Genomic DNA, 24330 nt, shown 5'->3' with positions numbered 1-24330 from the left:
ATTCATCGCGGGTGGAGCGATGGCTACGATGGATTGCTCTTCGAGCGGCCTGACGAAAGACCCTCAGCGACCGCCGCAGACGGATGCGGCGGCACAGTCGGGCGCTCATGCAGATCTGGCGAAAAACGTCCTTGCGGCGGCTCAAAATGGCTTGCCTCAGTCGCTGCCGCGGCCAAGCAGCCTGGTGTACAGCGCCCAGTTTGCCTGGCAACAGTTCCTCGCATTGAACCGCGTCGCTGCGCAGCCGGACGGCCAGACCATCCGGCGAGGGACCCCCCAGGGCGAGGCTCTCGGTCAATCGAATGATCTCCTGGTCTGGCAGACCTATGCCCACAAGACCGAGCTCCGGCCCAATGGACCGCTCACGCTCCCCTGGGACAAGCTGGGCACGCCCACGTACACGAATGCTTACCAGGTGGCGCTCTCCAAGGGGACCAGCGACGCAGAGCTGGGCCTCTGGAACAACCTCGACGAGGATAGCGAGATCGCCTCCTGCCAGATCTTCGGCCAGTACGCGCGACAGCCGCGCGCTCGGAGGCAAGATTCGCTGATCTTGTTCGAGGCGAAGGTGAACCGGGACGAGTACGAGTACATCCGCAACAAGTACCCTGATCAGAACACGGGCAACGTCGGCGATATCGCGAAGTGCGACGGGACCGGAGCCCACGGGAGCCTGTGCGCGGCCCAGCTCAGCGCGCGGAACGACATACGGAATGGGAAGTACGACCATGCGGCTCAATGCAGCTGCCCGCCGAGTCAAGCGATCTGCCTCCCCTGCGGCGACGGTACGAACGAGGGGGCCATCGAGATCAAGGCCGCATGGCGAAAGCTGCTCCCGTCCGAGGACGCCACCCAATATTACACCTCCAAGGCCCTCTACTATCAAGACGAATACGATCCGGAGTCACAGACCTACAAGTACAAGTACTACAACGACACGTTCGCGCTGATAGGGCTTCATATCATCAGAAAGCTGCAGAATTACCCGGACTTCGTCTTCACCTCGTTCGAGCACGTCGGAGAGGCCAATGCAGGCGATGAGTACGTCACGCTCGACGGCGACGGAGCGGAGACGTCAGCGCCGGCGCCCGCGACGCGGCAGAGCCCTGACCCCAACACGGACCGCAAGAAGAACCACGCGATCCCAGCGGACATCCAGAAGGTGAACGATCTCATGCGCCAGCAGCTGCAAGGTTTCCGCTCGGTCTGGGCGAACTACCAGCTCATCGGCGTGCAGGCCGACGTGACCGACTGCGGCATCATCGGCGCCCCTCCCCCGAAAGCGAATCCCACCGATTCGGATTCCATCAAAATGGAGGCTGGGCTCGCCTGCATCAGCGCGCAGGACGGCAACGTGGGCAAGTGCCTGCAGGATGATGCCAATTACTACATGGCCAACCTGTTCGTCGAGTCGGACAAGTTCCTCAACAACTTCAGCGGCCCAGGCTTCGGCGGCAACACGTTCGGGAGCTGCGACAACATCGTATACAACAAAGCGACGTACAACATGGGGGGCTGCAAGGGATGCCACGGCGTCGCGCAGACCGCGTTCGGGACTGACTTCAGCTTCCTGCTCGACTTTGACAACGGCAAGCCGGGCACGGCGCCGGATACGCTCCAGCCCCCCTATGCCGACATCAAAGGGTTGAGGGTCTCCTCGAGCAAGGTCAGCGTCACGCCCGTACCAGGCTCCGGGCAGGCGTGCGCGTCCTTGACCGACTCCTTGACCGACCCCTCGACCGAGAGGTGCATCGACTATTGCAGACACCAGTGCGAGACGAAGGCTTGCATCGCTTACAACGCCAGCAAGGCGGGTTGCGAGCTCTTCACCCCGGACGTGCCGATGTCGTCGCTGTCGCTGGCTGACGCTCAGGGATACTATGCCCTCCTCGCGCCGGGGACGATCCGTCCTCCTACGATCAAGACTGGGCAACCGCAGAAGGCGGTCTTCCCCGGGGGGTATCTCCACCGCTCCAGTCGTAAACACTGAGTTCAATCTCAACAACGAGCCCGAGGAGCCAGCCATGGCAATCCAGCAGACCTGTCAGCAGATCCCGCTCACGCCCGCGATGCGTGAATTGATCGACGAGCTCAAGCGCCTCATGGCCAATCCTGTGGTCGAGGCGGCGTTCAACGAGGCCGTCGCGCACGTGCGGCCCTTCGTGGAGGACGGGTCGAAGAACCCGTGGGTCGGAGCGACCGCCGAGTACTTCGTGAGCTACTTCGAGCAGTGGTTCACGTTTCTGCCCGAGCCCACTGGAGGCCTGGGGAAGATCGTACCTTTCACCTACTTCTACCTCGACAACAAGTCCGCGTTCGCCTTCCTGAACACGTTCAAGAGCCGCACGATCAGCAAGGAGTACACGACCGAGATCTTCAACTGGACCGTCAAATTCATCAAGGAGCGGGGGCGGTTCATGGACTCTCCGGAGTCGCTCAAGTTCATCGAGGCCTGGCTGAAGGATCCCGGGACTCACATCGAGGACTTCATCGTCCCCGAGGGCGGCTTCAAGTCGTTCAACGACTTCTTCACGCGCAGGCTCAACCCAGCGAGAAATCCCCGGCCCGTCGCGGCGCCCGATGACGATTCGGTGCTCGTGGCGTCCGCCGACTCGGAGATCAACTTCATCCTCTCGGACCTCACGCTGACGAAGAAGCTCGACGTGAAGTCACGTCAGCTCAACATCACGCAGCTCCTGAACGGGTCGAAATACGCAGCGAAGTTCGAGGGCGGCACGGCCGTCTCCTGCGTCCTCATGCCCCCCAACTACCATCGCTACCACGCTCCTGCCTCCGGCCGGATCGTCGAGGGGGTGGAGGTGCCTGGAATTTACAATGGCATCATGGACGGGGATCACTGGTTCAACACCATCTTCAACGTCGGCGAGAGCACGACGGACTTCAGCATCTTCGAGGACTTTCATCGCTCCTACTTCGTCATCAGGACCGAAAAGCACGGGTACGTCGCCGTGATCCCGGTTGGTCTGAACACGATCAGCGCGATGTATCCGTCGCTCGTCAACAACCGGTCGACCCTGGTCCCGGTCGGAGGCGAGCCGGTCCCGGTCAAGAAGGGCGACGAGCTCGGGCACTTCGCGTACGGCGGCTCCCTGAACATCCTGCTCTTCCAGAGAGGCGTGTTCAACGCCGTTTCGGTCCTGATGGGGAGCCGCCTTGGTTCCCTTGGCATGCCATCCACCCCTGAGGCATTCCCGAGGACTTGAGGAGTCGAGCAGCGCCGCGCTCTCACGACGGCACGCGTGAGACAAACGAACTCCAGCGCGGCCCCAGGGCGGTTTCGGGGCTGTCGAGCAGGACATCGAAGATCGAGGGCGTTTGAGCGCGTTCTTTGCGGGACGTGGCGCAGCGCACGGCGAAGCCCTTGCGCTCGACTCGCACCGGAAGGTCGCCTCGCGACGCTGGACCATCCGCGAAGCACTACCGGGAGACCCACGATGGCGATCAATGAGAAGCCGATCCTCACGGACTCCTCGCCCCCGGGGTGCACCTGCGGGTGCGCTGCTCCTTCGCTGCGCTCGGCCGGCGTCTCCACGCTGGCCAAGCGCGCCGGCCGGCACCTCCCGCTCTTACCCGCCATCGCGCTGGTGCTGCTCCCGAAGTGCCCGTTGTGCGTGGCGGCCTATCTCGGGATCCTGGGCTCGCTGGGCGCCAGCGCCTGGCTGCGCGACGCATGGGGGCTGCCGCTCGGCGCAGGGCTGCTCGCCTTCGCGCTCGGCGCGCTCGTGCTGCGCGCGCTGGCGAGCCAGGACTACCGCCCCATGCTTGCAGGCCTCGCGGGCGCGTCGGCCCTGCTCGGGGGCAAGTTCGTGCTCGACGCGCCGCCTCTCCTCTGCGCGGGCGCTTTGCTCCTCATCGGCGCCTCGCTCTGGAGCGTACGCCTCGCCTCCCGGAGGACGGGGCCGTCCCCCTCGCAAGACCGTGCGGCGAAGGGAGCGCAGGGCTCGTCGCTGCCCTCGCCGCCGTGAAGCACGGGGCGCGCGGAGAGCCCCGCGCCGCCCTGAGACCGTACAGGTCAAGCTCGCTCTGACAGAAGAAAAGGAAACGCGCTGACATGACCACAGGGATACGGCGGTCCATCTATGTCCTCCAGCAAGAATACGCGGAGGGCAACACGAAACCACTTGAAGACGTGCTCTATGCCTGGAGGGGCATCCAGCGGCTCGACCCGCATGAATGGAACTCGTTCTTCGCCTTGGGGGGCCTCCACGGAGAGCCTTTCTTGCTGCGACGCGCGGTCGATCGACTGCCGCCGGAGGATACATACGCATACTGGGGAGGGTACTGCAACCACGGCAACATCCTGTTCCCGACCTGGCACAGAGCATACCTTTACTGTCTCGAGAAGGCGCTGCAAAGCGTCGTACCGGGCGTGACGCTGCCTTTCTGGGACGAGACGGACGACCACTCTCGCCACAACGGCGTCCCGGCTATCTTCACTCGACCGACGGTCGACCTCCCGAGCTACGGCCTGATGGGTATCCCCAACCCGCTGCGGTCGTTCACCCTGCCCATCTCGGTCTCCGACAACTACTGGGGGGACCAGAACGCAAACGCCGACGAGGCGCACCCGTACTACAAGCGGGCCGGCTACACGACGGTGCGGTACCCGCTCTCGGGGCTGGTGGGCAACTTCGGGGACTCCGAACTGACGTACGCCCACAACCAGAAGTATCCCGACCAGAACACGAACGACACGCTGCTCAATAACAACATCATGGCTTGGCTGAACGGCCCCGAGCCCACGGACCCACCTCCTCCCGAGGGCGCCAGCCTCTACGCATCGTACAGGGCGTGTCTATTCGCGCCGAACTACGCGGTCTTCTCCAACACGACCTCGGCGGCCGCCTGGAACGCGGATATCCCCCCCGATCAGCCCATGGTGGTGTCGCTGGAGGAGCCCCACAACGACCTCCACCTGGCCGTCGGCGGGTTCGACGCGCCGCAGATAGCTGCTGGTAGCATGGGGCTGGTCAGCGGCTCGAACGGGGACATGGGAGAGAACAACACGTCCTCCTTCGATCCGATCTTCTTTTTTCACCACTGCAACATCGACCGCATGTTCTGGCTCTGGCAGAAGCTGCATGGCCAAACCACGACGCTCGAAGTCTCCGACGACATGACAGACTACCCGGGCACCAGCTCGAATGACCTGCAAGGGCCGACCCCCGGCGTCCCGCCCGGCACTCAGCTGACCCTCGATGGAACCGCGCTCAAACCGTTCAAGAACCCGCGCACGAGCAAGCCCTACGTCAGCACGGCCTGCGTGGACATCGAGAACCAGCTCGGCTACACGTATGGACCGGGCTCATTCGACGATCTATCCATCGATGACCAGCCCAGCGCGGCGGCGGTAGAGCCCGGGTTCAGCGCCAGGAAGCTCATGGTCAGGGGCATCGATCGCGCCCTGTTCCAGGGGTCGTTCCTGCTGACGGCGCACGCGACCGTCACGGACGACGGCGGCAAGGCCAAGGAATACTACCTGGGCTATCACTCTGTCTTGAGCCGCTATAGCGTGAGCAGCTGCGCGAACTGCCGCGCTCACCTGGAGGTCATCGCCCACTTCTCCCTGAAAAACATGCCGGAGGACGAGGTCGATCGCGCCATCTTCACCGTGAAGGTTCACCATCGCGGGTCGGTGCTGCCTGCCGGCTTGAAGATCGTTCTCAGGGTCCGCGGCTGACGGCCGGCGCCGGCGCGCGTGGTGAGGATAGGCGCCTGGGCCTGCGTCAATCCGCGGTGCCCCCTGCGTCGGCGATAGCCCTCTCGCGGCGCGACGGTGAGGGCGCGCTCCAGGCTGGACGATGGCGCTGCTCTGGCCGCCCGCCGGAAGTCTTGACCCGGGGCGGGCAGGCAGAGCGGGGTAAAGGCGCCGCGAGGCGCGCCGGCGGCGCCGCGGCGCGAGCGGCCGCCGCGGCGGGCGACGGCGCGGAGCGCGGGCGAACGCCGCAGGTTCGTCGCCCGCGCCGCGGCGGCGCGCGGCGCTCAGGCGAGCGCCCGGCGAGCTATCGCGTGCTCTCGTGCTGCACCGCCTCCCGCTCGGTCACCCGGCGGATGGTCTGCGCGGTGTGCCTGTCGTCCTCGCTCTGCGCGATATCCGACAGGCTGATGATGCCGACCAGGCGGCCGTCCGCCTCGGTGCACAGGACGCGCGACTTGTGGTGCTGCCCCATCAGCTGCTCCGCTCGCTGCACGTCGTCGTCGGGCCGGCACGCGACCACCCCGCGCGTCATGACGTCGCCCGCCTTCGTGTTCAGCGGCCGGTTGTGAGCCAGCACCCGGATGGCGAGGTCGCGGTCCGTCAGCGCCCCGAGCACCCTCCCGGCGCTGTCGCAGACAGGAAGGAAGCCGATGTTCGCGTCGCGCATCTTGCACGCGGCCGTCTGGATGGTGTCGTCGGCCAGGACGCTCTGGATGTCTTGCTTCATGATCTCCTTGCACAGCATGGTTCCCTCCTTCGGTTCCGTTGCAGCGCTCGGCAGCGTCACCGCGCACAAAAGGACCTTAGGGGACCATCGCGGGCGAGGGATGGAGCATCATGATGAATGCGGCGTCGGGCACCGCTTGATCGCGCCTCCGGCCGGCGAGCGCGGCAGGCGGCGTCATGGCGGTGCGCCGCGGCGCCGGCCAACCTGGGGTGCGAGACACCATGTCAGAGCGGATCACAGGGGCGGTCATCCGCCGGGCGCAGCCGGCCGACGCGGCCGCCATCGCGCGCATCGAGGTCGACTCCTGGCAGGCGGCCTACCTCGGCCTGGTGCCGGCGGCCGATCTCAACGCCCTCTCCGTGCCGGCGCGCGAGGTGAGCTGGCGGCACATCCTGAGCCGCGACGCCGCGACCGGGACGCGGACCTGGGTGCTCTGCGCCGAGGGCGCCGGGCTCGGCTTCGCGAGCGCCGGACCGACGCGCGACGACGACCCGGGTGACGTCGGCGAGCTCTACACGATCTACCTCCTGCCCGCCGCGTGGGGGCGCGGGCTCGGCGCCGCGCTGCTCGACACGGCGCAGGCCGACCTGGCCCGGCGCCGCCACAGGACCATGACGATCTGGGTCCTCGAGGGGAACACCCGCGCGCGCCGCTTCTACGAGCTCTCCGGCTTCAGCCGCGACGGCGCGCGGCGGTGGGCGCGGGTCGGCGCCGGCAGCCTCCCGGAGATCCGCTACCGGCGAGCGCTGTAGCGCCCCGCATCCCACGCCGAGGGCGGCGCCGGCCCGTGCACCCAGCGCCGGCATCGAGCCCCAGCGCCCCGGCACGCTAGCCGAAGCGCACGACGATGCTGCTGTAACCGCCCCGCGGGTCGTACTGGGAGGTGATCTTTCCCCAGGGATACTCGTACGGCGGCGCGCCGAGGATCGACACCAGCCAGGCGTCGTGGCTGGCCTTGCGCTCCGCCTCCTCCTTCTCGGACCAGTCGTTCCAGAACGCCTTCGACTCGGCGCCCACCTCGAACAGCTCGACCCACGCGATCTTGCCGCTGCAGAAGTGCAGCGTGATGCGGAAGGTCCGGAAGCCGATGCGCTGGCGCGACGTCCGGTATCCGCTCCACGGCTGCGACTGGCTCAGGGCGTTGGCCATCCGCGCGAGCGGCGACGACAAGAACTGCGCTTCCGAGTACGAAGGCCCGATGCGAAGCCCGGATGTGAGCTCGATCTCGCCCGTCTGTCGATGGATCATCCAGCCCTCCGACCGCTCGGAACAGCATACACCACAGCTCGCGGACCGGCGCGGCTCAGCCGAGCCCCGCCGGCGTCCGTGCGCCACAGCCGCGCGAAGACCCGACCCCGCCTCTCCGAAGGTGGGTGTTCGACCGAGATTCACCCCTGTCGATCGCTCGCCCGGCTGCTCGGAGGACAACAGCCGCGGTCCCTCTCGCGCAGCGCGAGGGACGCCGCCGCTGTCCTCCGGTGTCGACACGACACCCACGATGTCGCGGGTGACCGAACAGACCGAGCAGACCGAGCAGACCGAGCAGACCGAGCACGCACTTTCGCCATGGGCATAAGGCGGTGTCGCGCAATGCGGTTTTCCTGCTCGTGACAACCCGCATAACCGGTAATATCGGTCACGGATCGCGCCGGGCCCCACCCGAGGTCATCCGAGGTCTTCTTGCCGCGTTGCCCTTCCTGCCATCGCCGACTCGCAGTGCTCACCTCCTGCCCGACGGACGGAGCCACGGCGCCGTCCCGCCCAGCGCCGGTCGATCTCGACGCCGAGACGCCGCCGTCCGTCGCGGGCTTCCTCGTCGGCCCGCCGCTCGCGGCGGGCGCCTTCTCGGTCCTCTGGGCCGCGACGCGGGCGGAGGACGGCGCTCCCGCCGTGCTCAAGATCAGCAGGGCCCACTCGCTGCTCGCGCGCGAGCGGTTCCGCAGCGAGGCGTGGGCGCTCGAGCAGCTCGGTCCCCCGGCCTCGCCTCGCCTGTTCCAGAACGGCGTGCTCGAGGACGGCCGCGCGTACATCGCGATGGAGCGGCTCCGCGGCGAGACGCTGGCGGCCCACCTCGAGGGAATGCCCGCCGCGCCCGACCTGCGCTCCGCCCTCGACGTCGCGCTCGGCGTGCTGAGCTGCCTCCAGGTGGTGCACGAGCGCGGCCTGGTCCACCTGGATCTCGCGCCCGAGAACGTCTTCCTCGAGCCCGACGGCGGCGTGCGGCTCCTCGACTTCGGCCTCACGCAGCGCGAGCGCGGCGTCGTCTGCCACCCGGCGGACAGCGCGCTCACCACGCTGGGCGCCATGCTCGGGACGCCCGAGGTCGCGTCCCCCGAGCGGCTCCGGGGCGAGCCGCTCGACGCGCGCGCGGACCTCTACGCCTTCGGCGCGCTCCTCTTCGAGCTGCTCACGCTGCGCCCTCCGTTCGCCGGCGATCCCGCGGACGTCGCGCAGGGGCACCTCGGCCGGCTCCCCCCCAGGCCGAGCGAGATCGCCCCGGTCCCGCCGTCCATCGAGGCCCTCGTCCTCGCCTGCCTCGCCAAGGAGCGCGCGCGGCGCCCGGCCGACGCCGCGGGCCTCCGGGCCGCGCTCGCGTCGGCGGGCGCCGAGGCGCTCGCCCTGATCGGCGGCGCCGCCGGCGCCGCGGCGACCACGGGAGACGACGCCGCCACCGGCTCCACGGACCGGCACGACACGGTGGTGCTCGCCCTGGAGGCCCGCGGCGCCGAGGCCGAGGTCCGCGCCGCCGTGGCCCGCCACGACGGGCACCTCGCGCGGCAGCGCGGCTACCGCTTCGTCGCGATCTTCCCCGGCCCGAAAGAGGCGGCCGCGGAGCGCGCGCTCCTCGCGGGGCGGGAGATCGTCGCTTCGGTCGGCGCGCCCCTCGCGATCCACATCGCGCCGTTGAAGCTCCGCCGCGACGCCGAGGGCGTCCACGCCGCCGGCATCGCCGTGGAGCGGCCCGAGTCGTGGCTCCCCTCGGATGCGTGGCGCGGCATCGCGCTCAGCGCCGAGCTCGTCACCGCCCATGCCGGGTTCGACGTCGCCGCGGCGAGCGAGGACGGCCGCTACTTCTTCGCCCCGGACGCGCCCCCGCCCTCGGGCCATCGCGGCGCCACGCGCGCCGCGCCGCCGCTCGTCGGGCGCGGCGAGGCCCAGAGCGCCGCCGAGGAGAGCCGCGAGCGCGCGCTCGCGGGCCTCGGGCCCGGCCTCTGCGCGCTGATCGGCGAGCGCGGCGCCGGCAAGTCGCGCCTCGCCGAGGAGATCGCCGAGAGCAGCCGGCGCGCGCACCCCGGCGCGCTCGTGATCTCGCTGCGCGCCGAGCCGGAGCTCGGCGCGCGCCCCGGGGGCGGCCACGGCCGGATCGCGGCCGCCTTGCTCGCCGAGGTGCTCGGCGCGAGGGACGGCGCCCTCGCGGCGCCCGGCGACCCGCGCGCGTTCTGCGTCGAGCGGCTCGGAGAGCCGCTCGGCGGCGAGGTGTGGCCCGCCGTGGCCGCGATCCTCGGCTGGCCGGGCGGCTCCGCAGGCCGGCCGCTGCCGCGCCGCGGGAGCGTGATCCGGGCGCTCGCCGAGGGGCTCCGCCGGAGGGCGATGGAGCGGCCCGTCGTCGTGATCGTCGACGACGCGCACCTCGCCGACAGCGCCACGCTCGACGCGCTCGACCTCGCGACGCGGCGCGAGGCGTCGGTCTCGCTCTGGGTGCTGCTCGCCGGCGCCCCGGCGCGCTGCTCGCCGACGCCGCGGCGCCACGCGCTGAGCGCCCGCGGCCACGCGCGCGATCACGTCGCGCTCCCGCCGCTCGACGACGCCGCGGGGCTCCTGCTCTGCGCGGAGCTCCTCCGGCCCGCGGAGCCTCCGCCGAGCGCGACGCTCCGGCGCATCTGCGCGTGGGCCGGCTACAACCCCCGCGCCCTCGTGGAGCTCACCCGGGCGATCAAGCGCGCGGGCCTCGTGCGGCTGCGGGCGAGATCGAGCGGCCACCAGCTCGCGACCGCCGAGCTGGAGAGGCTCCCGCCGTCGCCCGCGTGGCAGTGGTTCGCCGCGGGGCAGCTGGAGGCGCTCCCGCCGGAGCTCGCCGCGTGCGCGAGGCTCTGCGCGGTGCTCGGCTTCGAGCTCTCGGAGGACGTGGCGGCGAGCGTGCAACGCGCGCTCGAACACGAGGACGCGGCGGCGGCGGGCGTCGACCGCGTCGACGTCCCGAGCGCGCGCATCGACGTCCCGAGCGCGCTTCGCGCGCTCGTGGCGCGGGGGCTCCTCGTCCCCCGCGGCGCGCACGGCGCCGCGCACGGCGAGGGCACCCTCTGCGGCGGCGCCAGCTACGCCTTCCGGAGCGCGCTCTTGCAGGAGGCCATCTACGCGCTGCTCGCGGAGGACCAGCGCGCGGCGATGCACCGGCACGCGCTCGCCGTCTGGGAGCTCATGGCCGAGGCCCGGCCGAGGGCGCCGGATCTGCTCGAGCCGATCGCGCGCCACGCCGCGGCCGCCGGGGCGCGCGCGCGCGCGGCGCACGCGTACCTGCTCCTCGGCGATCTCCAGCGCGACCGGCACAACAACGCGGTGGCGGAGGGCCACTACGCGTCCGCGCTCCTCTGGGCCGACGGCGACGATCAGCGCCAGCGGTACCTCGCGCTCCTCGGCCGCGCGCGCGTGCGCTACCGCGTCCTGCGCACCGGCGAGGCGCTCGACGATCTCCGCTCCGCGGGGGCGCTGGCCCGGACGATGAAGGACCCGCGGATGATCGCGGAGGCGCTGCTCGAGGAGGCGACCGCGCTCGACTGGGCGGGCGCCTGGGAGGAGTCGGCGGCGCGCGTCGAGGAGGTGATCCCGCTGCTCGACGCCCGCGAGGGCCGCGCCGACGCCGCGCTCGCCGCGCGCTTCGAGGTCGCGGCCGGCCGCTCGGCGTTCCGCAAGGGCAACCTGGACGACGCCCTCGAGCGGCTCACGCACGGCGTGGAGCGCGTCCGCGAGGCCGATCACGACACGCACGTGACCGGGCTCACGCTGCTGGCCTGCGTGCTCGCGCGGTCCGGCCAGCTCGAGGAGGCGGAGCGGCGCTTCGACGACGCCGTGCGCAGCTGCGAGGAGCGCGGCGACCGGGGCCACCTCTGCGCGGCGCTCGTCCGCCGCGCGGAGCTCTGGCCGGCGCTCGACGCCCCGGATCGCGCGATGGCGGACCTCCGGCGCGCGGTCCAGCTGGCCCGCGAGGAGGCGAGCGCCCTGGCGGAGCGCGACGCGACGATCAAGCTCGCGGAGCTGCTCTACCTCTGGGGGCACGAGGACGAGGCGCTGCCCCTGGTGCGGCAGGCGCGCTCGCTCGACGAGCAGCTCAAGGACAGGCCGGCCTACAGGAGCGCGCTCCTGCTCGCGCGGATCCACGCGATGCGCGACGAGCACGCGGACGCGAGCCGGCAGCTCCGGTGGCTCAGGGCGCAGGGGGCGGTCGCGGATCTGCCGCCGTACGCCCAGGCCCTCCTCGGCGTCATGCAGCTCGCCGTGAAGGACCCGAGGTCCGGCATGGAGAGCACGCGCACGCGGGCGACGGCGCGCGAGGAGGGGGAGCCGCCCGGCGAGCTGAGCGGCGGCCTCAGCGCCGATCAGCGGATCGAGCTCCTCTACTGGCGAGCGCGCGCCCTGCTCGACGCCGGCCGCCCCGAGGATCTGGCGCTGCTCCTCGCGCGCACCGCGCCGCTGCTCGCCCAGAGCCGGGCCTGGCGCCCGCGCTTCGCGAAGCTCCGGGCGGGCGACGGGCAGCTCGCGGGATAGCGCCGCCGGGGCGCTGGGCCTTCACCTCGGATCGACGCGGAGCACCTCGCCGGTCAGCATGACGACATAGAGCTCGCCCGCGGCATCCTCGCCGAACGAGGCCGCGGGCAGGCGCGACTCGAGGTCCGCCGTGATCTCGACGTGATCCCGCACCCTCGAGCCGTCCCACCGCAGCGTCCAGAAGCGGTGCGTCCCGTAGTCGCCGTAAACGTACCTTCCCTGGAGGCACGGAATCGCCGAGCCGCGATAGACGTAGCCGCCGGTGATCGAGCCGCCCTCTCCGCTCGAGTGGCTGTGCTCCACGGCGGGCGCGACGCCGACGCGGGAGCACCCGGCGGCGACGCAGTGGTCGCCCTCCATCGCCGGCCACCCGTAATCGCGCCGCCCGGCGCGCGCCGGCTCGATGTCGAGCTCCTCCCAGGCGTTCTGTCCCACGTCGGCGATGTAGAGATCCCCCGTGCCCCGGTCGAAGCTGATGCGCCACGGATTGCGTAGGCCGTAGTCCCAGACGAGCGGGTTCACGCCCGGGCCGGAGAGGTTGCCTGGCGGGCCGAGCCCGCTGTCCACGTCGATCCGCAGGATCTTGCCGAGCGGAGACGAGAGATCCTTCGCTGGAGAGGCCGAATACGGCGTGACGGCCGCGTCGCCGACCGACGCGTAGAGGTAGCCGTCGGGGCCGAACGCGAGCGTGCCGCCCGCGTGGTTCCAGCCGCCGTGCCTCGCGTCGAGGAGCGTCCGGACAGGCACGCTCCCCGCCGACGTGTCGGCGACATCGGGGTTCGAGGCCGAGCGGCGGAACTCGGCGATCGTGACGTTGCCCCTGGGCGCGGCGGTGTAGAAGAGCCAGAACCTGCCGTTCTCCGCGTAGCGCGGGTGAAACGCCATCCCGAGCAGCCCGCCCTCCGCGGTCGGGCTGGGCGCGCACACGAGCGGGTTCGCGCTCGCCGGCGGCGAGGGCGGGCACGATGTCCCGCCGCGGAGATCGAGGAACGGGGTGGACCGGAGGACACCGTCCTTGATCAGGCGGACGACGCCGTCCTTTTCGAGGACGAACATCCTCGATCGGTCGCCCGGCGGGCTCGCGAGGAAGACGGGCGTCGCCAGGCCGGCCGCGACCTGCGTGAGCTTCAGGCGCGGCACCCCGGCGCACGCGGCGCCGGAGCCGATGCTGCCGCTGCCGCTGCCGGCGCTAGAGCCGACGCTGCCGGCGCCGTCGCTGCCGCTGGTACCGCTGCCGGAGCTCGCGCTCGTGCTGCTGACGCCAACGCTCGCGCCGCCTGCGGCGCCGCCCCCGCTGCCGCCGCCGCTCCCTGCCTCGGGCGGCGGCCCGAGGCCCTCGATCCAGGAGCGGACAGCCGCGAGGCCCGCCGCGTCGGCGGCGTCCGACGCGATCGGGGGCATCTGCGCCCTGGAGCCGCGGTGATCCATCCGCCGCACGACGGCGCTCGACTCGGGATCTCCCGGCGTGATCCGGTAGAGCGCGCCAGGCTCCCAGAAGCTGGGTGTCACGCCCACGCCGGTCGTGTAGGTATCGGTGCTCTCCACCGTGGTGTTCGCCGCGAGGAGGCGTGTCCGCAGGGTCGCGACGCCGGTGCTGTTGTGGCAATTGCCGCAGTTCGCATGGAGATAGCCGAGCGCCGCGGCCGCCCGGGCGTCGCCCGGCGGGCGCACCCCTCCCCGCATCGGGACGGTGAGCCACCCGGCGTCGCTCAGGGACGCCATCGTCTCGCCCGGTCCATCGTGGCTCAGCTGCAGCGCGCTGAAGCCGAGGACGCGCTCCGGGAGCTTTCCGTGGCACTCCCAGCAGTCCGCGGTCCGCGGGATGTCGTGCGCGGTCCCGCGCGCGTCCTCGACGCCCGCCTCGACGAGGAACGCGTCGTTCCTCGCCGGATCCCACGCGTACGCGGCGAACAGCCAGTCGTCGATGCCCGGCCCGAAACGGTGGATGAACCGCGTCTCCACGGCCACGCCCTCCGCGCGGAGCTCCTTCCAGAAGCGCGCGCCGACCGGCAGCGACCAGTGATCCATGTCGCTCGTGTCAACCGTGGAGCAGGGCGGCAGGTACACGAAGCGCCGCTTCGCCGCCCCGTCCGACCAGAGCTCGTAAGCAGGACGAAACTCGCGCGTGCCCGCTGCCCGCGATCGCGTCGTGATGTCGGCGTAGAGCCCGGTCTCGGAGAGCCGCGCGGGCGGCAGCGGATCGGGCGGCAGCGCGGCCGCGTCGGCGCAGGGATCACCCGCCGCGCCCGACGCGCCGGTCGAGCTCGACGCGGCGGCGCTCGACGTGGCCGCCGCCGGGCCCGCGCAGGGAGCGCAGCGCGGCCCTCCGCAGTCGAGGCCCACCTCGAGGCCGTTCATCACCCCGTCCGAGCAGGTCACGTAACAGACGTCGAGCCTCGGGCGCTCCTGCGTGCTGCCGATCTCGCTGCTCCTCAGGTACGTCGTGTGCGCGCGCTCCTCGTCGAGCAGCACGCCGTCGTTCCGCGCCGTCCCGAGCGCCCACGACTGCACGAGCGCCGACACGTCCGTCGCGCGGGCGCCGACGCCGGCCTCGGCCGCGAGGGTCGCCGCGCTCTCGCCTTCAAAGCCGCTGTCCCCGATGCTCCACCAGGTGACGGTGCGCTCGTCCCACGGGACCGTGACGCGGTGCACGCTCACAGCGCTGCTCTCCACCGCGTACGTCTGATGGAAGACCAGCGAGGCAGAGAGGACCGTCGCGCCGACGGGCACGGGAGAGAGCCCGAAGTACACGACAGACCGGCGGCGGCCGGCGCCCGCGGCCCACCCCGTCGAGAGGTTCGGAGATGCGGAGTCGTTCCACCCCGGAGCGTTTTGCCACAGTGTCGCATCTCTCACCGTGCCGAGAGTTCCACGCTGGATGGTGACGCACACCGCACCATCGCTCGACAGCGCCGCCGAGGCCGCTCCGAGCGCCGCCGAATCGCCCTCTCCGACACCGTGACTCGCGCCGGCGGGGCGCCCGAGCTCGCCCTCCGTCCCGGGCGCGGTGCTGCAGCCGATCGCCGCCGCCGCGGCGGCGCCGGCCAGGACGCCGCGCATCACGAGAAAAGGGACGCCCGTCATCGCCGCCAAGCGATGTAGGCGGCGGCGCGACGGCCCGAGTGGCCAGGGCGGCCCGAGCGAGAAGCATCGTTGTTCCATACAGCAATACCCTCCTTGCTGGGTCGCCCGGCCGGATGTTTCCCTCAGGTGAAGGCGTATGTGCGCGAGGCGCGCGGTGACCGCACCGGATCCATGGACACACCTGGGCACCGATGGACGCCACGTTCGTCATCAACGAGCATGCCACTCCGCCGCGGGCGACGCGTCGCGTTATGCCCTGGAGCAAAGCGCGCCATCGCGCGAACTGCGAAGCGCATCACATTCCGAGGTGAGGACCGCATCACATCGGAAGCTCGATGGCGGAGGCGGAGCTCGCTCCGGGTGCCCTCTCCGTTCAGCGCTCGCCCGCGCTCTCACGAGAGCGAAACGAGAGCGAAACGAGAAGCCGCGCGGCCCGCGGAACTAGTGGTTGGATCCTGCGCGAGGGCGGCGTAACATAACAGATTGTGTCATCCCCCGAACCGACGCAGAGCGCCTCGCTATTCCTCTGCATCACCTTCTTTCCGAGCGAGCGTCTGGCGACGGCGGTGCTGCGGCTGGTGTCCAGCTTCTGCGGCGCCGTGCTGGACGACGCGAATGTGAGCTCGCGGTTCTACATGGCCGCGCACGAGCTCGCCGAGAACATCACCAAATACTCCACCGGCCCTCGCGTCAGCCTCGAGCTCGCGCTGGAGGAGGACGAGACGTCGCACATCATGAAGATCCGCGCGCGCAACGAGGCGTCGCCGGAGCGGCTGCGAGAGGTCGAGAAGCGGCTGCTCGACCTGAAGACCGCGAGCGACCCGCTGAAGCACTACGACGACCTCATCACGGAGACAGCGATGGTCGAGGGCGTCTCCGGCCTCGGCCTCGCGCGCGTCCGCGCCGAGGGAGGGCTCGACGTCGACTACAAGATCGAGGGCAACGAGCTCACGATCATCGCGCACGCGCCGCTCGAGCGGTGGAGGATGAATGGACAGCCTAAGGGTTGATCGCATCACCACGGACAGCTTCGGCATCGAGCCGGCGCTGCTCGGCGATCGCCTGAGTATCAAGCTCACCGGGACGGGCGACATGGCGGCGGCCGCGCCGCTCGGCGCCTATTGCAAGGAGGTCCAGCACGAGGTCCGGCGCCTCTCGCTCGCAGCCGTCGAGTTCGACATACGCGCGCTGTACTTCCTGAACTCCAGCTGCCTGAAGGCGTTCATCGCCTTCATCTCCGGCGTCACCGGCCAGGGCCCCAGCTGCAAGATCCGGTTCGTCACGGACGCGAGGCTCGGGTGGCAGCGGCGGAGCCTGGCGGCCCTGGAGCGCATGTCCCCCGGCCTCGTCTCCATCCACGACAAGTGAACGGGGAGCGATAGATCATGGCGGCGAAGCGCCACACGATCGCCCTCCTGACCGACTACCTTTGCGGCGAGTACCAGTCCGAGGCGCGCTTCGGGGTCGAGCGCGCGGCCGAGGCGCACGACGTCAACCTCATCGTGGCCTTCGGCGAGACGCGCGCCCGCCAGGGCTACACGCTGGACGCCCGGGGCGGGATCTATTCGCTCATCGGCGCGACGACGGTCGATGGGGCGGTGATCATGTCGTCGGCGCTCACGAACCACGTCGGCCCCGAGGGAGCGCACGAGTTCAGCCGATCGCTCGCGCCCTTGCCCGTGTGCAGCGTGGGGCTCGCGCTGGACGGCGTCCCGAGCGTCATCGTCGACAACGCGGTCGGGGGGGAGGCGGCGGTCGCGCACGTGCTCGACGACCACGCGTGCAAGCGCGTCGCCTACATCAGCGGGCCGGCCAACAACGAGGAGGCGAAGCTGCGCGCCGTGGCGTACCGGAGGGCCCTCGCGGCGCGCGCGCTCCCCTATGACGAGCGCCTCTTCGTGTACGGCGATTTTCTGATCGACGGCGGCCGCCGCGCGATGCGCGAGCTCCTCGGGCGCAGGGTCGAGTTCGATGCCGTCGTCGCCGGCAACGACAACATGGCCCTCGGCGCGATGGACACGCTGAAGGCGCACGGCATCGACGTCCCTGGCGACGTCCTCGTGTGCGGGTTCGATGACGTCGCCGTCTCGCGCGTCACCAGGCCGTCGTTGACGACCGTCCGCCATCCGATCAAGGACCTCGGGGCGCTCGCCGTCGAGACGGTCGTGCGCCAGCTCCGCGGCGAGCGTGTGCCGGAGTGCAGCCTCCTTCCCGTCGAGCTCACGCGGCGCGAGTCGTGCGGCTGCGGCTACTACGCTGCCCTCCCGCGCGCGACCGGGGCGCCTCCGCGCCGCGAGCCGCTCTCCATCGCCGCGCAGCAGGAGCCGCTGGAGCGCGCGCTCGCGCGGTGCGTGACCGTCCCGGCGGCGTCGCGTGAGGCCTGGCCGCGAGAGCTGCTCTCCGCGCTCGAGGAGGAGCTGAGCGGGCGGGAGGGCCGCTTCCTGACGGCGCTCCAGGACCTCCTCGACGCGGCGGGGCGCGAGGGCGTCGCCCTCGACCAGTTCCAGGGCGCGATCACGCTGCTCCGCGCGAAGATCGGCCGGGCGCCCGGCGGCGCCTCCGAGGACCGCCTCGAGCGGCTCTGGCACACGTGCCGCATCCTGATCAGCCACGCCTCCGCCCGCGCCGAGGGCGAGAAGCGGCTGTACCTGGAGCGCGCGTCGGTCAACCTCAGCTGGACCGGCATGTTCTTCTCGACCTGCCTCGGCATGCCCACCCTCCGGCGCACGCTCGCGGCGGAGCTGCCGAAGCTGGATCTCACGCACGTCGCCATATCGCTCTTCGACGATCCCGAGCGCGCCACCCTGCAGTCGCTGTTTCTGATGGAGAACAGCCGCGAGGTGGAGCCGCCGCCCGCGAGCTTCGCGTCCTCGTGCCTCGCGCCGCCCGGATTCCTGAGCTCGTCGGAGCGCTGGAGCGTCGTCGCGATGCCGCTCACGTTCGGCGAGACGGAGCACTACGGCATCGCGCTCGTCAACAGCGGCGCGAACGAGATGGTCTACGACGCGGCGCGCCTCCAGATCGGCTCTGCGATGAAGGCGGTGTCGATGCACCGGGAGATCGTCCGGCACGTGGAGGTACGCGAGCGGCTGGAGCAGGAGAGGGTCCACCAGGAGACCCTCGTCGCGAAGCACATCCAGACCACGCTCGTCCCGGCGCACCTGCATGTGGAGGGGCTCGAGCTCTCCGCGATGATGCGGCCGGCCGCGGAGGTCGGCGGCGACTACTACGACGTGCTCCCCACGCGGGACGGCGGGTGGCTCGGGATCGGCGACGTGGCGGGGCACGGGCTCGTGGCGGGCCTCGTCATGTTGATGATCCAGAGCATGGTCGCCGCCATGACGCGCAGGGATCCGGGCGCCCGCCCGGGCGAGGTCGTCTCGGCGCTCAACCGGGCGATCTACGACAACATCCGCGACCGGTTGAAGCGCGACGAGCACGCGACCCTGCTGCTGCTGCGCTACGAGCGCGGCGGGCGGGTGACGTTCGCGGGCGCGCACGACGACATCATCGTGTGCCGCGCGAGGACGGGGAGGAGCGAGTGCATCCCGAGCTCCGGCGTGTGGGTCGGCGTCCTGCCGTCCATCGACGCGTTGACCACGGACGCCGAGCTCCTCCTCGAGGACGGCGACCTGCTCGTGCTCTACAGCGACGGGGTGACGGAGGCCCGCAACGCGCACCGGGAGCAGTTCGGGCTCTCGCGGCTCTGCGCCACCGTCGAAGCCGCCCAGGACGCGCCGGTCGACGACATCCGCGACCGGATCCTGCGGGAGGTCGACAGCTGGTGCCCGAGCCCGGACGACGACATCACGATCGTCGTGGGCAGGTACCGCGCGCCGCGGTGATGGCGGCTCACCGGGCTCGTCAGCCGGTGACGCGGCCCTCGATGATGCCGCCGTCCGCGGTGATGGCGACGACCACTTCGCCGTCGACGAACAGCGACACCACCGGGCCGACCCAGGCGTCGTTCTCCCAGACGCACTCCCACACCCCGGCCATGGGCGGGATGCCGCCGCGCCGCACCCAGATGCGCCCCGCGCTGCCCGCCCAGGCGCGCCCCTCCGCGTCGATCGTCGCGGCCGACAGGGCGCGCCGCGGCTCGATGATCTCCGTGAAGACGCTCTGCCCGTACCGCCAGACGACGCTGCCCTCCGCGCCGACGGCGATGCCCACGCCGAGATCGGGCCGCCCGGCGCACGCGACGAACGCCCGCGCCGGCGGCGCCGGGATGCGCTCCAGGTGCCAGTCGAGCGGCGCGTAGAGCGCGACCAGCCCCTCGCCCTTGGTCGACCGGCCGACGACCAGCCACCGCTCGTCCTCGACGCGCGCGACCGCGGCGAGCAGCGCGACGCCGTCGGCCGGCATCGGCCGCAGCCAGCGCTTGGCGATGAACGCGTGGAGGAGCGGCCGCGGATCGTTCGGCGTCGTCGAGACGAGGATGCCCATGTCCTCGAGGTCGCCGCTCAGCGCGACGTGGCTCTGCGGCTCTCCCGGCAGCTGGAAGACGCCCGTCACGCCGCCCGTCGTGTACACCGCGAGCGTCGAGGCGTCGCCGCCGATGAGCCACCGGCCGGGCCCGATCCGGTGCACGAAGCGCACGCCCTGCGGGCTCGGGAGGCCGCCGGACGACGCCTCGCTCCAGCTCGTCCCGTTCCAGAAGAGCAGCCCCCCCGTGGCCGCCGCGAGGCACCGGCCATAGCCGTCCCAGGCCACGCTCCGGATGACCGAATCGAGGCTCGGGTGGTGGAGCACGCTCCACGTCCAGCGCTCGACGACCGCCGACAGGCGCGGCGCGGGCTCCCGCGAGGCGCGCGGGGGCGCGCTGATGATCTCGGCCTCGATCGGGCGGTCCTGGCTCGGGCGCTCGGCGGCCTTGGCGTTTCGCGGCGACAGCAGCGTCTGGCCGAGCTCCCCCTTGAGCAGGACCGGCGCCTTCAGGTGCGTGGACGGGACGGTCATCGGACCGACCTCCTCCGCGGCGCGCACGCGCTGCTCCCCCGCGCTCGCCACGATCCGCTGCTCCAGCGCGGAGATCGGCGACGCGGGGCGGAGGTACGGCGAGAGCATCGCGGCCACGGCCACCGCCTCCTGGAGGCGCTCCTGCGCCTCGCCGGTGGACGCCCAGCGGAGCGCGAAGTCGATCGACTTGCACGCCTGGTCGTTGCCGCGCAGCGCCGGGTGGAGCCACCGCGTCTCGACGATGCTCCGGCGCGTGCGCGCCATGGCGGCCATGAGCGCCTGCGCCTGCGACTCCGCGATGATGTACTCCTCGCCCGTCAGCAGGAAGAAGATGACGGACGCGAGGTTGAAGATGTCGGTCCACGGGCCGATCGTGCTCGGATCGGCGGACAGCATCTCCGGCGGCGCGACCCCGGCGTTGCCCACGACGCCGGCCATGATCGTCTCGCGGATGCCGCGCGGCCGCGCCATGCCGAAGTCGCTGATCTTGAACAGCTCGTCGTCGCCGGAGCCGCAGCAGAGGATGCTCTCCGGCGTGAGCTGCCGGTGGACGACGCCGACGTCGTGCACGGCCGATAGCCCGCTCGCGATGCACTCGATGGCGCGCGTCGCGCGCGCCGGATCGAACGCGTGGCCCGTGGCCTGGATGGTCCCCTGGACCCGCTGCCGGAGCGTCACGCCCTGGACGCCGCCGTGCACGTACTCGATGGTGATCCAGGGGAGATTGAGCGCCTTCGTGCCGCGGCGGACCTCGAACGTGCCGGTGTCGATGAGCCGGACCACGAAGGGGGTCGGAGGGACCTGCTCGTTGAGGCGGCCGAGGGACACCGCCTCTTTCTTCACGATGACGGCCGCTGACGGACCCATCTGCCTGAAGAGCGACGGCCGGAGGATCTTGACGACCACGGGCGTCTCGCCTTCGGGCGCGGTGCGGACCGCGTAGAACGAGACGAACATCGTCCCGGAGCCGGCGCGCGACACGATCCGGTAGCCGATGCTTGGCGAGAGGTCGCTGGCGATCGTGGCACCCTGCAGACCTCCGAGGGCCTCTTCATCGCTGGGTATTGTGAGCACGTGAACGACCATAGCGCACCCGGCGCGGCGTGGAACAACTTGCCGAGGGGGAGCAACGCCGCCGCCTCGGGCGTCGCCGGCGCGCCGCCGAAGCGGCCCGTCGATCTGCTCGCGGCGGCGAGCGCCGAGGGGCGCGCCCCCCTGTAAGCCGGCCTGGGCGGCGCGCGTTGCACGGGCATGAAGAACCAGCGCTCCCTGTCCCGCGCGTACCTCGCCGGGCTCATGCTTTCCGTCACACCGCTGCTCGCCGCGTGCGCGGCGCAGGCGACGCCGCCCGTGGCCGCCGCTCCGGAGGTCAACACCATCACGGTCGTCGGCCGCGGCGACGTCAGCGCGAGGCCTGACATCGCCCGGGCCCAGATGGGCATCGAGGTGATGGCGCCGACGGTGCACGAGGCGACGAAGCTCGCCGCAGCGCGCATGACCGAGATCCTCGCCGCGCTCAAGAACGCCGGCCTGGCCGAGAAGGATATCCAGACCAGCAACTACTCCATCCAGCTCGTGCGGCAGCCCGACGTGCCGCCCTGGATGGCCATGGGCCACGCGCAGCCCGCCCCGGCGGTCGCGCCGGCGCCGGCGGCCCCGGCCGCGGCGCCCGCGGCTCCCGCGGGGCGCGGACCGAAGGCGCCTCAGCCGCCGGCGCCGAAGCCGCCGCCCGCCGACCTGGCGCCGGCAGCGCCGCCTCCGCCGTCGCACGTTTATCAGGTGAGCAACACGGTGATGGTCGTCATCCGCAACCTCGATCAGGTCGGGGCGGTGCTCGACGCCGCCGTGGCCGCCGGCGCGAACAACGTCTGGGGCGTCTCGTTCGGCCTCGACGAGACCGACCCGCTCGAGGCGCGCGCGCGGGAGAAGGCGATCGCGGACGCGCGGGCTCGCGCCGGGGCGCTCGCCAGGCTCCAGGGCGTCTCGCTCGGCCGCGTCGTCTCGATCAGCGAGGTCGTCGAGCACGGCCCCATCTACGCCCCCCGCCCCGCGCTCGCCTCCGGCGGGTACTCCGCGGACATGGGCACGCCCGTGTCGTCCGGCGAGGTCCCGTTCGGCACGCAGGTGAAGGTCGTCTACGCGCTGGAGAGCGCGCCGGCGAGCCCGCGCAAGTGACGCCGCGGCGCGGAGGGAGGGGCCGCGGGCGCGCCTGCCCGCGCGGCGGCGGTCGGATTCCAGCTAGATCCACCGCGCGTCGCCCCAGTGGGTAAAGTTCCAGCACCCAGCACGGACCCCACCCCCCATCGGCCCCTGCACAGCGCCACCATGATCGCTCCGTCCCGCCCTTCCCTTCGCCGCGCCGCCGTCCTCGCGGCGCGCCCGCGCTGCTCCGCCGCGCTCGCTCGCTCGTTCGCGGCGGCAGCGCTCGCCGCCTCGACCACGGGCTGCCTCGTGCTCGAGCCGCCGACGTACGAGCATCCCGAGCAGACCGCGCCGGTGCTCACGGCGGTCTTCCCTCCCCCGCACAGGCCCATACACATCACCCCCGACGACAAGACCAACGACAAACCCAAGGAATTCGTCGCGACGGTGCTGTCCGAGGACAGCGGTGATCCCGTGCAGATCGCCCTGTACGTCGACTACGGGAGCCGCACATCGGAAGACTACCCGTACCCGTACCGGAGGTTCGCGGAATCGCCCTCGTTCCCGGCCGGGACCATCGCCGACGGACAGCGCCTCATCACGGCCAAGTTGAACTTCGGCCTCGTGACTCTCCCGAACGACGGAGCGACGCCCGTGCGGGAGTGTCATACGGTCACCATGGTGGCAACACACGCCTTGAACGCGAACAAGTGCAATTGTCCGGACGACCCGGACGACATGGGCTCGCTCACCTGGCAGATCATCGACTGCGACCCGAGCGAGCCGACATGCCCCGAGTCGTGCCCCCCGCTGGATTGCGAGACCATCCCGTGCCTCTTCTGCGATGATCCCTCGCTCGCGGATCGCTGCGCGAACCTCTGACGCCGCGGGGCCGCCGCGCTCCACGCGGGGCCGCGCGCTCGCGGGGATCGCGCGCGCCCCTGGCGCCGGGGGGGCGTGGTACATGGGGGTCGATGATCGCTCCCCCTGATGTCCAGCCCTCTCTCGCGCCGCGCGGCGGGGTCGTGCGCCCTGCGCGCCGGCCGCCCGGGTGGATCGCCCCTGGGCCGCCGCCGGTGACGCCGGATCGCCCGGAGGTCTGGCCCGGCCCCGGCGAGGACCTCTGCTATCTCTCGGGTGATTTCCGGATCCTGCAGCGGCTCGACGGGCACCGCTGGTCGGCCGACGACCTCGTGACCGCCTGGTTCGCGGCCGAGCGGGTCGCGAGCACGCCCCCGCGCCGCACGGTCGACCTCGGCTGCGGCATCGGCACGGTGCTCCTGTTCACCGCGTGGCGCTTCCCGGACGCGCGCTGCGCGGGCGTGGAGGCGCAGGAGGTGAGCGCCTCGATGGCGGGGCGCTCGGTCGCGTGGAACGGCGTCGACGCGCGCGGCGAGGTCCGGTGGGGGGACCTGCGCGATCCGGCGGTGCTCGACGGGCTCGCGCCTGCGGAGCTCGTGACGGGGACGCCGCCGTACCTGCCGGTCGGCACCGGCATCGAGTCCTATCGGGTCCAGTGCGGGCCGTGCCGCTTCGAGCACCGCGGCGGCGTGGAGGACTACTGCCTCGCGGCCGCGCGGCTGCTCGCTCCCGGCGCGCCGTTCGTGGCCTGCGCGGCGGCGTGGCAGCGGCCTCGCGTCGAGGCGGCGGCGGCGGCGGCCGGGCTCGCGCTCGAGGCGTGGCGCGACGTCATGCCCAAGGAGGGCAAGGCGGCCTTGTTCTCGGTCTATGCCCTGCGCCACGCCGAGGCCGTGGCGTCGTGCCATGACGAGCCGCCGCTCGTGTTGCGGGGCGGGAACGGGCGCTTCACCGAGGAGTTCGACGCGCTCCGCCGGACGATGGGAATGCCGGTATGACCCGGGCTCCTGCGCGGGTGTGTCGGCGGGGGCTCACCGCCTTGTCGCGGAGCGCACGAACCTGCACTCCGCGATAGGAC

The 24330-nt window shown here is 71.4% G+C and carries 17 protein-coding genes; 13 read left to right on the top strand and 4 right to left on the bottom strand.

The features are described 5' to 3' along the window. Positions 1-184: 184 nt before the first annotated feature. The 4 genes from WMF12_RS12140 to WMF12_RS12125 all read left to right on the top strand — a co-directional run bounded on the left by WMF12_RS12140 (position 185) and on the right by WMF12_RS12125 (position 5701). Positions 185-1990 carry a hypothetical protein gene (locus WMF12_RS12140; protein WP_437870946.1) on the top strand — a complete coding sequence of 602 codons (1806 nt, stop codon included), beginning with the start codon at positions 185-187 and terminating at the stop codon, positions 1988-1990. Between the two features lie 34 nt (positions 1991-2024). Continuing rightward, positions 2025-3224 carry a phosphatidylserine decarboxylase gene (locus tag WMF12_RS12135; protein WP_437870945.1) on the top strand — a complete coding sequence of 400 codons (1200 nt, stop codon included), beginning with the start codon at positions 2025-2027 and terminating at the stop codon, positions 3222-3224. A gap of 231 nt (positions 3225-3455) precedes the next feature. Further along, the gene (locus WMF12_RS12130; RefSeq protein ID WP_437870943.1) at positions 3456-3986 is read left to right on the top strand and encodes a hypothetical protein; all 531 of its coding nucleotides are present in this window, start codon (positions 3456-3458) and stop codon (positions 3984-3986) included. 86 nt (positions 3987-4072) lie between these two features. Then, the gene (locus tag WMF12_RS12125) at positions 4073-5701 is read left to right on the top strand and encodes a tyrosinase family protein (protein WP_437870941.1); all 1629 of its coding nucleotides are present in this window, start codon (positions 4073-4075) and stop codon (positions 5699-5701) included. A gap of 322 nt (positions 5702-6023) precedes the next feature. On the opposite strand, the gene WMF12_RS12120 is transcribed toward WMF12_RS12125, so the two are convergent. Continuing rightward, positions 6024-6464: a CBS domain-containing protein gene (locus WMF12_RS12120; RefSeq protein ID WP_437870939.1), complete on the bottom strand. Its 441-nt coding sequence runs from the start codon at positions 6462-6464 to the stop codon at positions 6024-6026. 203 nt (positions 6465-6667) lie between these two features. On the opposite strand from WMF12_RS12120, the gene WMF12_RS12115 reads away from it, so the two are divergent. Then, positions 6668-7198, top strand: coding sequence for an N-acetyltransferase family protein (locus WMF12_RS12115; RefSeq protein ID WP_437870937.1), 531 nt, complete (start codon positions 6668-6670; stop codon positions 7196-7198). A gap of 76 nt (positions 7199-7274) precedes the next feature. Here WMF12_RS12115 and WMF12_RS12110 read toward each other — a convergent pair whose 3' ends face one another. Then, entirely contained in the window at positions 7275-7694 is a 420-nt protein-coding gene (locus WMF12_RS12110; protein WP_437745766.1) for a hypothetical protein, read from the bottom strand. Positions 7695-8162: 468 nt separating this feature from the next. Here WMF12_RS12110 and WMF12_RS12105 point away from each other — a divergent pair, with 468 nt between their 5' ends. Further along, a complete protein-coding gene (locus WMF12_RS12105) occupies positions 8163-12209 on the top strand; it encodes a serine/threonine-protein kinase (protein ID WP_437870935.1) in 4047 nt (1348 codons plus the stop codon). A 21-nt stretch (positions 12210-12230) separates the two neighbouring features. Here WMF12_RS12105 and WMF12_RS12100 read toward each other — a convergent pair whose 3' ends face one another. Continuing rightward, positions 12231-15293, bottom strand: a complete 3063-nt coding sequence (locus WMF12_RS12100; RefSeq protein ID WP_437870933.1) for a PQQ-dependent sugar dehydrogenase — start codon at positions 15291-15293, stop codon at positions 12231-12233. 485 nt (positions 15294-15778) lie between these two features. Between WMF12_RS12100 and WMF12_RS12095 the strand changes: the two genes are divergently transcribed. Genes WMF12_RS12095 through WMF12_RS12085 form a run of 3 tightly spaced genes read left to right on the top strand, consistent with a single transcriptional unit; the run spans position 15779 to position 19138 of the window. Beyond that, complete coding sequence (locus tag WMF12_RS12095) at positions 15779-16303, top strand: hypothetical protein (protein WP_437745763.1); 525 nt, start codon at positions 15779-15781, stop codon at positions 16301-16303. Continuing rightward, complete coding sequence (locus WMF12_RS12090; protein ID WP_012234954.1) at positions 16284-16661, top strand: hypothetical protein; 378 nt, start codon at positions 16284-16286, stop codon at positions 16659-16661. Before WMF12_RS12095 ends, WMF12_RS12090 begins: the two co-directional genes overlap by 20 nt. Before the next feature lie 17 nt (positions 16662-16678). Then, positions 16679-19138 carry a SpoIIE family protein phosphatase gene (locus WMF12_RS12085; RefSeq protein WP_437870931.1) on the top strand — a complete coding sequence of 820 codons (2460 nt, stop codon included), beginning with the start codon at positions 16679-16681 and terminating at the stop codon, positions 19136-19138. Positions 19139-19157: 19 nt separating this feature from the next. Here WMF12_RS12085 and WMF12_RS12080 read toward each other — a convergent pair whose 3' ends face one another. After that, positions 19158-21326, bottom strand: coding sequence for a serine/threonine protein kinase (locus tag WMF12_RS12080; protein WP_437870929.1), 2169 nt, complete (start codon positions 21324-21326; stop codon positions 19158-19160). Here WMF12_RS12080 and WMF12_RS12075 point away from each other — a divergent pair, their 5' ends adjacent. The 4 genes from WMF12_RS12075 to WMF12_RS12060 all read left to right on the top strand — a co-directional run bounded on the left by WMF12_RS12075 (position 21327) and on the right by WMF12_RS12060 (position 24250). Further along, the gene (locus WMF12_RS12075; RefSeq protein WP_437870928.1) at positions 21327-21473 is read left to right on the top strand and encodes a hypothetical protein; all 147 of its coding nucleotides are present in this window, start codon (positions 21327-21329) and stop codon (positions 21471-21473) included. It begins immediately after the preceding gene. 30 nt (positions 21474-21503) lie between these two features. Continuing rightward, a complete protein-coding gene (locus WMF12_RS12070; protein ID WP_437870926.1) occupies positions 21504-22427 on the top strand; it encodes an SIMPL domain-containing protein in 924 nt (307 codons plus the stop codon). Between the two features lie 150 nt (positions 22428-22577). Continuing rightward, the gene (locus WMF12_RS12065) at positions 22578-23276 is read left to right on the top strand and encodes a hypothetical protein (RefSeq protein ID WP_437870925.1); all 699 of its coding nucleotides are present in this window, start codon (positions 22578-22580) and stop codon (positions 23274-23276) included. Positions 23277-23368: 92 nt separating this feature from the next. Further along, entirely contained in the window at positions 23369-24250 is an 882-nt protein-coding gene (locus WMF12_RS12060) for a tRNA1(Val) (adenine(37)-N6)-methyltransferase (RefSeq protein ID WP_437745757.1), read from the top strand. The last annotated feature ends 80 nt before the right edge of the window (positions 24251-24330 follow it).

Origin of the sequence: Sorangium sp. So ce363, assembly GCF_051520435.1 — a bacterium.
Lineage (GTDB): Bacteria > Myxococcota_A > Polyangia > Polyangiales > Polyangiaceae > Sorangium > Sorangium cellulosum_B.
Note: the sequence above shows the minus strand (reverse complement) of the source record. Positions and strands in the feature narration are given on the sequence as shown.